The sequence below is a fragment of the Caulobacter sp. SRI_008 genome (genome assembly GCF_057586355.1).
In genome coordinates, this window is the sequence record NZ_JBYCZS010000002.1 from 58608 (window position 1) to 71472 (window position 12865).

At 69.7% G+C, this 12865-nt stretch carries 13 protein-coding genes and 1 pseudogene; 10 read left to right on the forward strand and 4 right to left on the reverse strand.

Annotated features, from left to right (window positions below; genetic code table 11):
- Positions 1 to 6 precede the first annotated feature (6 nt).
- The 7 genes from AC2YHT_RS02340 (at position 7) to AC2YHT_RS02370 (ending at position 5952) form a co-directional block, all read left to right on the forward strand.
- Positions 7 to 1008, forward strand: coding sequence for a methionine ABC transporter ATP-binding protein (locus AC2YHT_RS02340; protein ID WP_487287990.1), 1002 nt, complete (start codon positions 7 to 9; stop codon positions 1006 to 1008).
- Positions 1005 to 1667, forward strand: coding sequence for a methionine ABC transporter permease (locus tag AC2YHT_RS02345; RefSeq protein ID WP_487287991.1), 663 nt, complete (start codon positions 1005 to 1007; stop codon positions 1665 to 1667). Before AC2YHT_RS02340 ends, AC2YHT_RS02345 begins: the two co-directional genes overlap by 4 nt.
- 8 nt (positions 1668 to 1675) lie before the next feature.
- Positions 1676 to 2146, forward strand: a complete 471-nt coding sequence (locus AC2YHT_RS02350; RefSeq protein WP_487287992.1) for an N-acetyltransferase family protein — start codon at positions 1676 to 1678, stop codon at positions 2144 to 2146.
- Positions 2147 to 2182: 36 nt separating this feature from the next.
- Positions 2183 to 2545: a hypothetical protein gene (locus AC2YHT_RS02355; protein WP_487287993.1), complete on the forward strand. Its 363-nt coding sequence runs from the start codon at positions 2183 to 2185 to the stop codon at positions 2543 to 2545.
- A 255-nt stretch (positions 2546 to 2800) separates the two neighbouring features.
- Positions 2801 to 3604: a MetQ/NlpA family ABC transporter substrate-binding protein gene (locus tag AC2YHT_RS02360; RefSeq protein ID WP_487287994.1), complete on the forward strand. Its 804-nt coding sequence runs from the start codon at positions 2801 to 2803 to the stop codon at positions 3602 to 3604.
- Positions 3605 to 3864: 260 nt separating this feature from the next.
- Complete coding sequence (gene radC, locus AC2YHT_RS02365; protein ID WP_487287995.1) at positions 3865 to 4608, forward strand: RadC family protein; 744 nt, start codon at positions 3865 to 3867, stop codon at positions 4606 to 4608.
- Positions 4609 to 4707: 99 nt separating this feature from the next.
- Positions 4708 to 5952 (forward strand): dipeptidase, encoded by a 1245-nt coding sequence (locus AC2YHT_RS02370; protein WP_487287996.1) that lies wholly within the window; start codon positions 4708 to 4710, stop codon positions 5950 to 5952.
- 110 nt (positions 5953 to 6062) lie between these two features.
- Here AC2YHT_RS02370 and msrQ read toward each other — a convergent pair whose 3' ends face one another.
- A complete protein-coding gene (gene msrQ / locus AC2YHT_RS02375; protein ID WP_487288179.1) occupies positions 6063 to 6611 on the reverse strand; it encodes a protein-methionine-sulfoxide reductase heme-binding subunit MsrQ in 549 nt (182 codons plus the stop codon).
- Between the two features lie 167 nt (positions 6612 to 6778).
- Complete coding sequence (gene msrP, locus AC2YHT_RS02380; protein ID WP_487287997.1) at positions 6779 to 7699, reverse strand: protein-methionine-sulfoxide reductase catalytic subunit MsrP; 921 nt, start codon at positions 7697 to 7699, stop codon at positions 6779 to 6781.
- A gap of 167 nt (positions 7700 to 7866) precedes the next feature.
- Between msrP and AC2YHT_RS02385 the strand changes: the two genes are divergently transcribed.
- Positions 7867 to 8292: a hypothetical protein gene (locus AC2YHT_RS02385; RefSeq protein WP_487287998.1), complete on the forward strand. Its 426-nt coding sequence runs from the start codon at positions 7867 to 7869 to the stop codon at positions 8290 to 8292.
- Positions 8293 to 8313: 21 nt separating this feature from the next.
- On the opposite strand, the pseudogene AC2YHT_RS02390 reads toward AC2YHT_RS02385, so the two are convergent.
- Both AC2YHT_RS02390 and AC2YHT_RS02395 read right to left on the reverse strand, forming a co-directional pair.
- A pseudogene (locus AC2YHT_RS02390) lies at positions 8314 to 8421 on the reverse strand (hypothetical protein); the annotation flags it as partial.
- Between the two features lie 32 nt (positions 8422 to 8453).
- On the reverse strand, positions 8454 to 11354 hold the full coding sequence (locus AC2YHT_RS02395) for a bifunctional [glutamine synthetase] adenylyltransferase/[glutamine synthetase]-adenylyl-L-tyrosine phosphorylase (RefSeq protein WP_487287999.1): 2901 nt from the start codon (positions 11352 to 11354) through the stop codon (positions 8454 to 8456).
- A 96-nt stretch (positions 11355 to 11450) separates the two neighbouring features.
- On the opposite strand from AC2YHT_RS02395, the gene AC2YHT_RS02400 reads away from it, so the two are divergent.
- Both AC2YHT_RS02400 and AC2YHT_RS02405 read left to right on the forward strand, forming a co-directional pair.
- Positions 11451 to 11819, forward strand: a complete 369-nt coding sequence (locus AC2YHT_RS02400) for a BlaI/MecI/CopY family transcriptional regulator (RefSeq protein WP_110120712.1) — start codon at positions 11451 to 11453, stop codon at positions 11817 to 11819.
- A complete protein-coding gene (locus AC2YHT_RS02405; protein ID WP_487288000.1) occupies positions 11809 to 12717 on the forward strand; it encodes a M56 family metallopeptidase in 909 nt (302 codons plus the stop codon). Before AC2YHT_RS02400 ends, AC2YHT_RS02405 begins: the two co-directional genes overlap by 11 nt.
- Positions 12718 to 12865 lie beyond the last annotated feature (148 nt).

The window sequence follows — 12865 nt, forward strand, 5'->3', positions numbered from 1 at the left end:
CCGCCGGTGATCCGTTTCGACTCCGTCTCCAAGACCTACGCCGCCTCGCGCGGCGCTTCTGGTCATGCGGCCCTGCGCGAGGCCTCGCTGGAGGTCGCCCAGGGCGAGGTGTTCGGGGTCATCGGCGCCTCGGGGGCCGGCAAGTCGACCCTGATCCGCCTGATCAACGGCCTGGAGCTGCCGACCGGCGGCAAGGTGGTGGTCGACGGCGACGACGTGGCCGCGCTGGACGTCGCCGGCCTGCGGGCGCTGCGCCGCCGGGTGGGGATGATCTTCCAGCACTTCAACCTGCTGTCGTCCAAGACCGTCGAGCAGAACGTCGCCTTCCCGCTGAAGCTGGCCGGCTGGGAGCCCGCGCAGATCAAGGCGCGGACGGCCGAGCTGCTGGCGCGGGTCGGGCTGACCGACCACGCGACCAAGTATCCGGCCCAGCTGTCGGGCGGCCAGAAGCAGCGGGTCGGCATCGCCCGCGCCCTGGCGACGGGACCGAAGATCCTGCTGTGCGACGAGGCCACCAGCGCGCTGGATCCGGAGACCACCGAGCAGATCCTGGCCCTGATCTCCGACCTCAATCGCGAACTGGGCCTCACCATCGTGCTGATCACCCACGAGATGGACGTGGTGCGCCGCGTCTGCGACCGGGTGGCGGTGCTGGAGGCCGGTCGGGTGGTCGAGGAAGGGCCGGTCGAGGCGGTGTTCCTGCATCCGGCCAGCGGCACGGCCCGCCGCTTCGTCGGCGAGGCGGAGGAGGTCTCCGAGGTCGCCCTGCCGGCCGGGGTGCTGGTGCGGCTGACCTTCAAGGGCGAGGCCACCTACAAGCCGGTGCTCGGCGCGGTGGCCCGCGAGACCGGCGTCGACTACTCGATCCTCGGCGGTCGCATCCACAAGCTGCGCGACGCCCCCTACGGCCAGCTGACCCTGGCTTTGACCGGCGGCGACATCGAGGCCGCCATCGCCCGCTTCGAGGCCGCCGGCGTGCGCGTGGACCGCCTGGAGGACGCCCGATGAGCCTGTTCGCCAACATCGACTGGAGCGACATCGGCTTCGCCACGCTCGACACCCTGACCATGCTCGGCGGCTCGATGGCCCTGACCGTGATCCTGGGCCTGCCGCTGGGCGTGATCCTGTTCCTGACCGGCAAGGGCCAGATGCTGGAGAACAAGGCCGCCCATACGGTGCTGGGCCTGCTGGTCAACATCCTGCGCTCGGTGCCGTTCGTGATCCTGCTGATCGTGATGATCCCGCTGACCGTGCTGCTGGTCGGCACCTCGCTGGGCGTGGCCGGGGCCATCCCACCGCTGGTGGTGGGGGCCGCGCCGTTCTACGCCCGCCTGGTCGAGACCGCCTTGCGCGAGGTCGACAAGGGCGTGGTCGAGGCCAGCTTCGCGCTTGGCGGTTCGCGCCGGCAGGTGGTGCTGGGCGCGCTGCTTCCGGAAGCCATGCCCGGGATCATCGCCGGGGCGACCGTGACGGCCATCGCGCTGGTTTCCTACACCGCCATGGCCGGGGTGGTCGGGGCCGGGGGGCTGGGCGATCTGGCCATACGCTTTGGCTACCAGCGCTTCCAGACCGACGTGATGGTGGTGACCGTGGTGGTGCTGCTGATCCTGGTGCAGGTGCTGCAGATGGTCGGCGACGCGGTGGTGCGGCGGGTCTCGCACCGGTGAGCACGCTCGTGATCAGGCCCGCCGTCGAAGACGACATCCCGGCCCTGGTCGCGCTGAACGCCGTGGTCCAGGCCCTGCACGCGGCGCTGTCGCCCGAGGTTTTCAAGCCCGTGGTCGATCCGGTCGAGCTGGCCGCCTTCCTGCGGGGGCTTCTCGATCAGCCGAGCCATCGCCTGCGGGTGGCGGCAGTCGATGGCGCGACGGTCGGCTATGCCTGGGCCGAGGTCCAGGACCGGCCCGAGACGCCGTTCGCCCTGGCGCGGCGACGGCTCTACCTGCATCACCTATCGGTGGACCCGGCGGTTCGCCGCCAGGGCGTCGCCTCGGCCCTGCTGGGGTCGTTGGAGAACGAGGCCCGCGCGGCGGGGCTGGCCAGCGTGGTCCTCGACGCCTGGGCCGACAACGCGGACGCCCAGGCCTTCTTCGCCGCCGCCGGCTATGGGCCGCTGAACATCACGCGCGCCAAGCGGCTGGGGTGATTGCGGCGGCCGTTCCGGGCGCCTAAAACCCCCAATATGAGCGACGACATCATCCTTCCCGCCCCGCCGCCCGAGCACTGGGACGAGGCCCTGGCGCAAACCATGCCGGGCAAGACCATCCTGGTGGGCCTGACCTTCCTCGACGCCGATGGCGAGATCGAAGCGGTCGAGCAGTTCCACGGCGTCATCCTGTCGGCCGAGGCCGACGAGGGCATATTGGTCGACCTGCTGGGCGAGGAGGACGACGGCGACACCTACCTCCTGCCGCCCCAGACCTCGAGCATCCAGGCCGCCCAGCCGGGGACCTACACCCTGGCCAATGGCGAGGTGCTGGAGAACCCCGACTTCGTGTCGAACTGGACGATCCAGGGACCCGAGGATCCGGCCAACGAGGCCTGAGGGACCTATCCCTCTAAACGCCCGTCATTCCCGCCCTTGTGGCGGGAACCCCTCTGTCAGCCGCAAGGGCGGGAGGGGCGGCGTGCTCAGCACGCCGCCGGCGCCTCACTTGCAAGCGGAACCAGGGGTTCCCGCCACAAGGGCGGGAATGACGGGAGGTGAGGGGGCTCTTCCCCGCCTCAGGAAAACTGATTCCGCCCCGGCGGCGTTTTCGCGCAATACCCATCCGGAATTATCGACTTACCGGAGCCGTTCATGGTCGCCCGCCGCGCCGCCCTCCTCAGCCTCGCCGCTCTCGCCCTGCTGGCCGCCTGCAGCCGCCAGCCCGCGCCCTCGGCCGCCGACACCCTGGTGGTCGGCGCCACCGCCGTGCCGCACGCCGAGGTGCTGGAGTTCATCAAGCCGAAACTGGCGGCCGAAGGCCTGAAGATCGACGTCAAGGTGTTCAACGACTACGTCCAGCCCAACACCCAGCTGGCCGAGAAGCATCTGGACGTGAACTACTTCCAGACCGGTCCCTATCTCGACACCGTCAACGCCGACCACGGCTGGGGCCTGATCAAGGTGGCCGGCGTGCACATCGAGCCGCTGGGCGCCTATTCCTCGAAGATCAAGGCCATCGCCGACCTGCCGGCCGGCGCGACCGTGGCCATCCCCAACGAGCCCAGCAACGGGGGCCGCGCCCTGCTGCTGCTGGCCCGCAACGGCCTGATCACCCTGAAGGACCTGAGCAACCCCGTCTCGACCCTGAAGGACATCACCGCCAACCCCAAGAACCTGAAGTTCAAGGAGCTGGAATCGGCGACCCTGCCGCGGGTGCTGAACCAGGTCGACCTGGCGGTGATCAACACCAACTACGCGCTGGACGCCAAGCTCGACCCGTCCAAGGACGCCCTGCTGATCGAGGACAAGACCAGCCCCTATGTGAACTTCCTGGTCGCCCGTTCGGACAACGCCAGCGACCCGCGCGTGCAGAAGCTGGCCAAGGCTCTGACCTCGCCCGAGGTGAAGGCGTTCCTGGCGGAGAAGTACAAGGGCGCGGTGGTTCCGGCGTTCTGATTTCACCTCCTTCGATCCCTTGAGGTCGTCATCCCGGAAAGCCCGCAGGGCTTATCCGGGACCCAGGGGGACTGGGCTCGGCGGCGAGGTCGTCCACCCGGGCGGTCGCTGATGCGGTGCGGCGGCCCCTGGGTCCCGGCTCTGCCGCCCGCTTTCGCGGGCGTTCGGCCGGGATGACGGCTGTTGATGCGGGGGCGAATGACGCCCTCTCGACAACTCCAGATTGCTAAGCTCTAATCCTTCCCTCGCAAGGGGGTGCGATGGTCAGCGGCAAGTCCTTGAAGGTGTCGGAGGCGCCGCCGCGTGCGCCCAAGGCGCCGGCCAAAACGGCGCCGGCCCACCAGACCGGCCATCGCGAACGCCTGCGGGAGCGGGCCAGGGCCGCGGGCCTGGCCGCGCTGCCCGACTACGAACTGCTCGAGCTCTATCTCTTCCGCAGCCTGCCGCGCGGCGACGTCAAACCGCTGGCCAAGGCGCTGCTGGCCCGGTTCGGCTCGTTCGCCGGGGTGCTGGGGGCCAGCGTCGAGGAGCTGAAGACCGTCTCCGGCGTGGGCGAGACCGCCGCCGTCGAGCTGAAGATCCTGCACGAGGCGACCTTGCGCGCCGGCCGCGAGACCATCGCCAAGCGGCCGGTGATCTCGTCGTGGACGGCGCTGCTGGGCTATGTGCGCGTCGCCCTGGCCAACGAGTCCCGCGAGCAGTTCCGGGTGCTGTTCCTCGACAAGAAAAACCAGCTGATCGCCGACGAGGTGATGAACCACGGCACGGTCGACCACGCTCCGGTCTATCCGCGCGAGGTGATGCGCCGGGCGCTGGAGCTGGCCAGCTCCAACATCATCCTGCTGCACAACCACCCCAGCGGCGACCCCACGCCCTCGCGGCCCGACATCGAGATGACCAAGCAGATCATCACCGCCGGCAAGGCGCTCAGCATCGTCGTGCACGACCACCTGGTGGTCGGCCGCGACGGGGTGGCCAGCTTCAAGGCGCTGGGGCTGATCTGACGCTCACCCGTGAAAAGTGGGCGCGAAGAAAATCTAATATCCTTGACGCCGGGCGCGGCGCCCCCGAGCTTGACCGGATCAGCTGTTCCGGAGTGTCCCATGCGTCGTCTGCTGTCAGTCCTGCTCGCCTCGACCGCCCTGCTGGGCGCTTCCGCCAACGCCGCCGACGCGCCCAAGAATGAGGGGGGCAAGAGCGAAGTCTCCAAGGCCGATCGGGCCCTGCACGAGCGCATCCTGACGCTGGACACCCACCTCGACACGCCCGAGCACTTCTCGCGTCCCGGCTGGAGCATGACCGACCGCCACACGGTGGGACAGGACTTCACCCAGGTGGACCTGCCGCGGATGAACGACGGGGGCCTGGATGGCGGGTTCTTCGTGATCTACACCGGCCAGGGCGACCTGACGGCCGAGGGCTATCGCTACGCCCGCGACTTCGCCCTGACCCGGGCCACCGAGATCCGCGAGATGGTGGCGGCCCACAGCGACAAGTTCGAGTTGGCCTACACGCCCGAAGACGCCGTCCGCATCAACAAGGCCGGCAAGAAGTTCGTCTTCCAGAGCATCGAGAACAGCTGGCCGATCGGCGAAGACCTGACCCTGCTGCAGACCTTCTACAAGACCGGCGTGCGGATGGCCGGGCCGGTGCACTTCCGCAACAACCAGTTCGCCGACAGCTCGACCGATCCCAAGGGTAAGATCTGGAACGGCTTCTCGCCGCTGGGCCTGCGCTGGATCGCCGAGGCCAACCGCCTGGGCATACTGATCGACGTCAGCCACGCCTCGGACGATGTGGTGGACCAGGCCGTGGCCCTGTCGAAGGTTCCGATCATCGCCTCGCACTCGGGCGCCAAGGCCGTCTTCGACCACCCGCGCAATCTCGACGACGCCCACATCAAACGCATCGCCGACAGCGGCGGGGCGATCTGCATCAACTCGGTCTATCTGAAGGCCGCCCCGCCCAGCGCCGAGCGCAAGGCCGCCCTGGAAGCCCTGGGCAAGCCGCCGCGCGACGAGGCGACCCAGGCAGAGGTCGTCGCCTACGCCAAGAAGCGCGGCGAACTCGACAAGCAGTACCCGCCGATCCGCGCCAACTTCGACATCTTCATGGACAGCATGACCCACGTGCTGAAGATCGGCGGCGCCAAGGCCGTCTGCGTCGGCGCCGACTGGGACGGCGGCGGCGGCGTCGAGGGCTTCGAGGACGTGGCCGACCTGCCCAAGATCACCGCGCGGCTGAAGGCGGCGGGCTATTCGGACGCCGACGTCGAGGCGATCTGGAGCGGTAATGTGCTGCGGCTGCTGGGCCAGGCGCAGGCCTATGCGAAGACGGCGGCGAAGTAAGGCCCCCTCAGTCGGCTTTGCCGACAGCTCCCCCAGAGGGGGAGCATCTAGCGCGGCGCTGAACAAGATCCTCCCCCTCTGGGGGAGGTGGCCCGGAGGGCCGGAGGGGGTCAGCGCAGGCTGAACCGCCTCCAAACCCGCCACCCCAACAGCACCGCCAGGATCGCGCCGTAGACCAGCGGCGGCCTATGGTCCGCCTTCACCAGCAGGTAGTAGTGGGCCACGCCCAGCGGCACGATGACGTAGATCAGCCAGTGCAACCGGCTCCAGGCCGCGCGGCCCATCCGCACCACCCAGCCGTTGGTCGAGGTCACCGCCAGCGGGATCAGCAGGGCGAACGCCGCCATGCCCAGGGTGATGAACGGCCGCTTGAGGATGTCCTTCACCAGCTGGCCGAAGTCGAAGAAGAGATCGACGCCGATGTAGCTGGAGAGATGCAGCGTGACGTAGGCGAAGGCGAACAGGCCGATCGTGCGGCGAAAGCGCACGAGGCGCGGCTTCCTCAGGATCACCGCCGCAGGCGTGATCGCCAGGCCGACCAGCAGCAGCCGCAGGCCCCAGACGCCCAGCTGCCGCACCAGGGTCTCGATCGGATTGACCCCCAGGTCGCCGGTGAAGGCGCGCAAGGCCAGCCACGCGAGCGGCGCGGCGCAGGCCAGCCAGACGGCGGCGTAGACGAGGTTGTCGCGGGTGCGGGAGGGCTTTCGCGCGGACCCCCTCCGGCCCTTCGGGCCACCTCCCCCAGAGGGGGAGGATCTGCGCCGCGCAACAAGATGCTCCCCCTCTGGGGGAGCTGTCGGCGAAGCCGACTGAGGGGGCTGCGCCATCAGTAGAACTTCTTCAGATCCATGCCGCGGTACATGTCCGCCACCCACTCGCCATAGCCGTTGAAGGCCAGCGTCTCGCGCCGTCGGAACTCGCCGATCCGGCGCTCGGAGGCCTGCGACCAGCGGGGGTGGTCCACGGCTGGATTGACGTTGGAATAGAAGCCGTATTCGCGCGGCGCCGACAGGTTCCAGGCGGTAGGCGGCTGGCGCTCGACCAGGCTGATGCGGGTGATCGACTTGATGCTCTTGAAGCCGTACTTCCATGGCACGACCAGCCGCAGCGGCGCGCCGTTCTGGTTGGGCAGGGTCTCGCCGTAGAGGCCGACAGCGATCAGGGCCAGCGGGTGGGTCGCCTCGTCGATCCGCAGGCCCTCGCGATAGGGCCATTGCAGCACGTCCCAGCGCTGGCCGGTCATTTCCGAGGGCCGCATCAGGGTCTCGAAGGCGACGAACTTGGCCTTTGAGGTGGGTTTGACCGCCGCGATCAGGTCCTTCAGCGGAAAGCCGACCCAGGGGATGACCATCGACCAGCCCTCGACGCAGCGCAGGCGATAGATGCGCTCCTCCAGCTTCTGGCCCTTGATCAGTTCGTCGATGTCGAAGGTACGCGGGGCCTCGCAGGCGCCGTCGACGCGGACGGTCCAGGGGCGAGTCTTCAGCTTGCCGGCGTTTTCGGCGGGGTCGGACTTGTCGACCCCGAATTCGTAGAAGTTGTTGTAGCTGGTGACGTCGTCCTTCGGCGTCGGCTTTTCCTGGGTCGAGAAGCCCTTCGTGAAGGCCAGCGGCGCGGCGGCCGCCGCTCCGCCCAGCCCCGCCAGCCCAAGCCCCGCCGCGCCGGCGATGAACTCGCGCCGTCGCAGATAGAGGCCCCGGTCGGTGACGTCGTTCTCGGTAAGGTCGGGGCGGTGGCGGATCAGCATCGCGGGGTCTCCGGGCTTGGCCTGGAAGATACGTATGGGACGAGGCCAAGGTTTACGAGGCCGCGCGCCTTTTTCACGACCGTTTCGCGCGAAGGTCGCCATGGTGCAGCTTCAAATGGATATCTTGTGAATGCGCGCACAGATTGTGTTTTCCGAGGCGCGTATCGATGCGCCCGTCGCCCAGCGAGGCGATCAACAACCAGAGGAGACACGTGATGGGTTTCTATGGTCCCGAACCTTTCGACACCGCCGAGGCGACCTACGTCTGGACCGGCCTGCGCACGCCGGGCTTCTTCAGCGTCAAGGTCCAGGGCGCGGCGCCGAACTACACCAGCGGCATCCAGCTGGTCCGCGACAACGAGTTCGTCGGCGGCCTGGCCATCGAGGTCATGGGCTGGACCGGCCCCCTGGCCCCGGGCGCGACGCCCTACGCCGTGCAGAACACGTTCAAGGGCTTCTACCTGCCCAAGATCCTGATCGTCGGCTCCAACAAGAGCGTGCTGATCGACGTGAAGGAGATCCCCTTCACCACCGACGAGGCCTATCTGGCCCTCGTTAAGGGCGACGCGAAACAGCCCGAGCCGGCGTACTAGAGCCGACCGGAAATTATATCGTCATCCCGGGCGTAGGGCCGCGAAGCGGACCGCAGACCCGGGACCCAGGGGCCACTGCACTGCGGCCGCCCCTGGGTCCCGGCTCTCCGCTGCGCTGCGGCCGGGATGACGATGAATTTGGTCTTTGAAGGCCTTTCGCCCTACGCCTTCACGACCGCCTCGAACGCCGCCCGCGCCTCGGCCTTGGCCTTCAGCAGCTTGGCCTTCAGCGAGCGGAACTGGGTCACGTGGCCCGCCCGGGCCAGCAGCGCCCGGAAGGCCTTGGGCTCGCTTTCCGGATCGCCGCCGTCCTCCAGCGCCACCTTGATCAGCTGCGACAGGTCCTGCTCGAGCCGCCAGGCCGACAGGGCCGCGTTGAGCGAGGCCTTGTCGGCCAGACCCGCCGCGATCAGGGCCGACAGGGCCTCGCCCGTGTTCTGCGCCAGGGGGCCGCCGTCTGGTCCGTGGGCCAGTTGCAGGAACTGGGCGATGAACTCGATGTCGACCAGGCCGCCGGGCTCCAGCTTGAGATCCCACGGTCCCTTGCCCGGCCGCTCGCGCTCCATCAGGTCGCGCATGTCGAGCACGTCGGCGGCGGTTTTGGCCACGTCGCGGGGGCGGCGCAGGGCGGCCTCGATCGCGCCCTCGGCCCGCGTCTTGAAGTCCGGCGAACTGGCCCAGATCACCCGGGCGCGGGTCAGGGCCAAGAGCTCCCAGGTCTCGGACTCGCGCTCGTAATAGTCCTCGAAGGCGGTGAAGCTGACGGCCACCGGACCCTTGCTGCCCGAGGGGCGCAGCTTCAAATCGACCTCGTAGAGCGTGCCCTCGGCGGTCGGGGCCGACAGGGCCGAGGTCAGGCGCTGGGTGAAGCGGGCGTAGAAGACATCGGCGCTCCAGCCCTTCACCTCCGACAGACCGGCCGGGTCGTCGGCGGCGTAGAGGGTCATCAGGTCGAGGTCCGACTTGGCTGTCATCTCGCGCGAGCCGGCCTTGCCCAGGGCGACCACGGCCACCTGCCCGGGGAAGGCGCCGCCCAGCCGCTCGACCTCGGCCAAGGCGGCCGGCGCCAGGCCGCCGACGATCAGGTCGCCGAGGTCGGCGAAGGCGCGGCCCACGTCGCGGGCGTCGGCCGTGCCGCTCATCACCCGCACCCCGATCCGGAACGACTGGTCGCGGAACAGGCGCCGGGCCGCGTCCATAGACGGCTCGAACTCGGCCGGGTCCCACGGGATGTCGGCGGGAACCTCCATCGGGCCGAAGAAGGCCGGATCCAGCAGGGCGTCCAGCGCGGTCGGCCGGCGGGCCAGGGTCGTGGCCAGGCGCGGGGCGAAGGCCATGACCTGCACCACCAGCTCGAACAGCCGCGGCTGGGCCAGGAACAGCGACTGGATCTGCACGCCCGAGCTCAGCGACGAGAAGAAATCGCCGAAGCGGTTGAAGGCCGCGTCCGGCGCGCCCGTGGCGTTGGCCGCGTCCAGCAGGCGGGGGGCCAGGCGCGTGAACAGCTCGCGGCTGCGCTCGGTGCGAGTGGCCGCGATATGGCCGTGGTGCCAGCCCCGGATGGTGGCGGCGACCCGATCGGGGGCCGAGAAACCCATGCGCTTGAGGGTGGCCAGGGTCTCCGGATCGTCCTCGACGCCGGTGAAGACGAGACTCCCGAACCGCGACGACAGCTCCTCCTCGCCCTTGAACAGGGCGCCGTAGCGCTGGTTGACGCCCTTCAGCATCTTGCCGACGGCGGCGTCGAAGCTGCGCAGATTGCCGTGGTCCCACAGGGCGGCGACCTTCTTCCGGTCGGCGTCGGACTCCGGCAGCTTGTGGGTCTGGTCGTCGGCGATCATCTGGGCCCGGTGCTCCAGGGCCCGCAGGTCATGATAGGCGGCGGTCAGATAGGCGCAGTCGTCGGGCGTGACATGGCCGGCGTCGCGCAGGGCGGCCAGGGCGTCCAGGGTGCGCGGGCTGCGCAGGTCCGGGTGGCGGCCGCCGAGGATCAACTGCTGGGTCTGGACGAAGAACTCGATCTCGCGGATGCCGCCGCGACCCAGCTTCAGGTCGGCGCCCTTGGCCTCCAGCCGCTCGTCCACCTTGTAGGCGTGGATCTGGCGCTTGATCGAATGGATGTCGGCGATGGCGGCGAAGTCGAGATTGCGCCGCCAGATGAAGGGCTGCAGTTCGTCCAGGAACGCCTCGCCGCGCGCCAGGTCGCCGGCCGCGATCCGGGCCTTGATGTGGGCCGCTCGCTCCCAGTTCTGGCCGACGCTCTCGTAGTAGTCCAAGGCCGCGTCGATCGGCATGGCCGGCGGGGTTGAGGACGGGTCGGGGCGCAGGCGCAGGTCGATGCGGAAGACGTAGCCGTCGGCGGTGCGCTCGGCCAGCATCCGGCCCAGGTGCTGGGTCAGGCGCACGGCCACGCCCTGCGGCTCGGTCCCGTCGCTGACCGGTAGGGCCTCGGGCGCGTAGAAGATCGAAAAGTCGATGTCGCTGGAATAGTTCAGCTCATGGGCGCCGTGCTTGCCCATGGCGATGCAGAACAGGCCCGGGATCGGGCCGTCCTCGCCGTCTCCGACATGGGTGAGGGCGCCGCGCGCCACCTCCACCCGGGCGGCTTGGGCCAGGGCCGCGTGCAGGCTGGCGTCGGCGAAGCGGGTGAGGGCGCCGGTCACCGCGTCCAGGTCCCAGACGCCGCCCAGGTCGGCGAGGGCGGTCAGCAGGTGCAGGTCGGCCTTCAGCTCACGGAGGGTTTTGCGGGCGGTCTCGAAGTCCGGCTCGGCGGCGACGGCCTCGGCGGCCGCCAGGATGTCCGACAGCCGGGCCTGCGGATCGCTCTCCAGGATCGTCGGCAGGCGCGCGCCGTCGCGACGGGCCAGGCCTGCGAGATAGGGCGAGGCGGCGAACACCGGGGCCAGGGCCGGCCAGGCGGCGTCGATGCTCGCCATTCGCTCGCCGGCGCGGCGGGCGATGCCCTCATGGGCCCGTTCGGCGGCCTTGGGATCGATGATCGGGCCGCAGGGGGCGAGGCGCCCGCTCAGGGGAATTGGCAAGGGAGAGAGCGGACGAGTCATGGCGCCACTCTTACCCGCCCGGTCCCGAGCGCCAAGCATCGCTTGACGATGTCATTTACGGGCGTAATCATTCCCGCAACAGAGTAGCGGGCCGTCATGAGCATCACCCAAGCCGAAAGCCACGTCATGGAGGCGCTCTGGACCCAGAGCCCTCTGACCGTCGAGGAGATCCTCGAGGCCGTCGCCGCCCCGCAGAGCTGGGGCGAGGCCACGGTCAAGACGCTGATCAACCGCCTGCTCAAGCGCAAGGCCATCGAGTCGCGCCGCATCGACGGCCGCGTGCGCTATGTGCCGATCGTCAGCCGGGCCGAGTATCTGCAGAGCGAGAGTCAGGGGCTGCTCGACCGGTTGTTTGATGGCCGGCTCACCCCCCTGGTGGCGCATTTCGCCAAGCACCGCTCGCTGTCGCCCGACGAGGTCAAGCAGCTGAAACAGCTGATCGCGGAGCTGGACGATGCTGGTTGATCTGCTGGCCCTGACCCTGCTGCGCGTGCAGTTCGCCGCCGCCGCCGGGGTGCTGCTGGTCCTGGCGCTGCGGGTTCCGGTGCGCCGCCTGGTCGGCCCCGAGGCGGTCTACAAGCTGTGGCGCCTGGCGCCGATCGCGGCCCTGGTCAGCATCTTCCCCAGCCTGTCGGAGGCCCTGAAGGCGGGCGCGGCGGCCCAGCCGCCCGAGCGCCTGCTGGCCGTGGCCATGCTGACGGTGTGGGTCGTCGGGGTCGTCGGCCTGGCCGGCCTGATCGCCCTGGCCGAGCGGGCCTTCCGCGCCCGCGCCCGCGCCGGGCTGGAGGGACCGGCGGTGATGGGCGTCTTCTGTCCGCGCCTGGTCATTCCCCACGACTTCGCCAAGCGCTTCGATGCGGCCGAGCGCGAGCTGGTTCTGGCTCACGAGCGCGCCCACATGCGGCGCGGCGACCCGCGCGGCAACCTGATCATCACCGCCTGCCAGGTGCTGGGCTGGCTGAATCCCTTCGTCCACCTGGGCGCGGCCATCGCCCGCCTGGACCAGGAGATCGCCTGCGACGCCGACGTCGTGGCCCTGACGCCCAAGGCCCGCAAGCGCTACGCCGAGACCCTGATGAAGGCCCACGCCTGCACGGCCGCCTCGCCCCTGGCCTGCGCCTTCGGCCGCCACCCGCTGGTCGCCCGCGTGCGGGTGCTGGCCGGACCCGGCCCGGTCGCCGCCGAGGGCCTGACGGTCACCATCGCCGCCCTGACTGCGGTGACCATCCTGGCGGTCTGGACCCTGACGCCGCGCGGCCTGGACGTGCCGCCCTTCCGCGTGCCCGGCGGCGAAGCCCGCGTGTTCGTCGACGGCGTCACCCCGCCGCCGCTGAGCCGGCACGTCGAGGCGTTGGCGCAGTAGGGGGCTTGCGCCCCTTCTTGCTTTCCCAACCCCTCGTCATCCCGGAAAGCCCGCAGGGCTTATCCGGGACCCAGGGGACTGGGCTCCGCGCTTGGGTTCGCCGCTCCCGAGGTTGCCGATGTGGTGCGGCGGCCCCTGGGTCCCGGCT

What these genes read in the sequence shown, in the direction of transcription:
- AC2YHT_RS02360 (WP_487287994.1), top strand. Translation starts at nt 2,801, where the DNA reads ATGGTCGCCCGCCGCGCCGCCCTCCTCAGCCTCGCCGCTCTCGCCCTG.
- AC2YHT_RS02370 (WP_487287996.1), top strand. Translation starts at nt 4,708, where the DNA reads ATGCGTCGTCTGCTGTCAGTCCTGCTCGCCTCGACCGCCCTGCTGGGC.
- AC2YHT_RS02385 (WP_487287998.1), top strand. Translation starts at nt 7,867, where the DNA reads ATGCGCCCGTCGCCCAGCGAGGCGATCAACAACCAGAGGAGACACGTG.
- AC2YHT_RS02395 (WP_487287999.1), bottom strand. Translation starts at nt 11,354, where the DNA reads ATGACTCGTCCGCTCTCTCCCTTGCCAATTCCCCTGAGCGGGCGCCTC.
- radC (WP_487287995.1), top strand. Translation starts at nt 3,865, where the DNA reads ATGGTCAGCGGCAAGTCCTTGAAGGTGTCGGAGGCGCCGCCGCGTGCG.
- msrP (WP_487287997.1), bottom strand. Translation starts at nt 7,699, where the DNA reads ATGCTGATCCGCCACCGCCCCGACCTTACCGAGAACGACGTCACCGAC.
- AC2YHT_RS02355 (WP_487287993.1), top strand. Translation starts at nt 2,183, where the DNA reads ATGAGCGACGACATCATCCTTCCCGCCCCGCCGCCCGAGCACTGGGAC.
- AC2YHT_RS02345 (WP_487287991.1), top strand. Translation starts at nt 1,005, where the DNA reads ATGAGCCTGTTCGCCAACATCGACTGGAGCGACATCGGCTTCGCCACG.
- AC2YHT_RS02405 (WP_487288000.1), top strand. Translation starts at nt 11,809, where the DNA reads ATGCTGGTTGATCTGCTGGCCCTGACCCTGCTGCGCGTGCAGTTCGCC.
- AC2YHT_RS02400 (WP_110120712.1), top strand. Translation starts at nt 11,451, where the DNA reads ATGAGCATCACCCAAGCCGAAAGCCACGTCATGGAGGCGCTCTGGACC.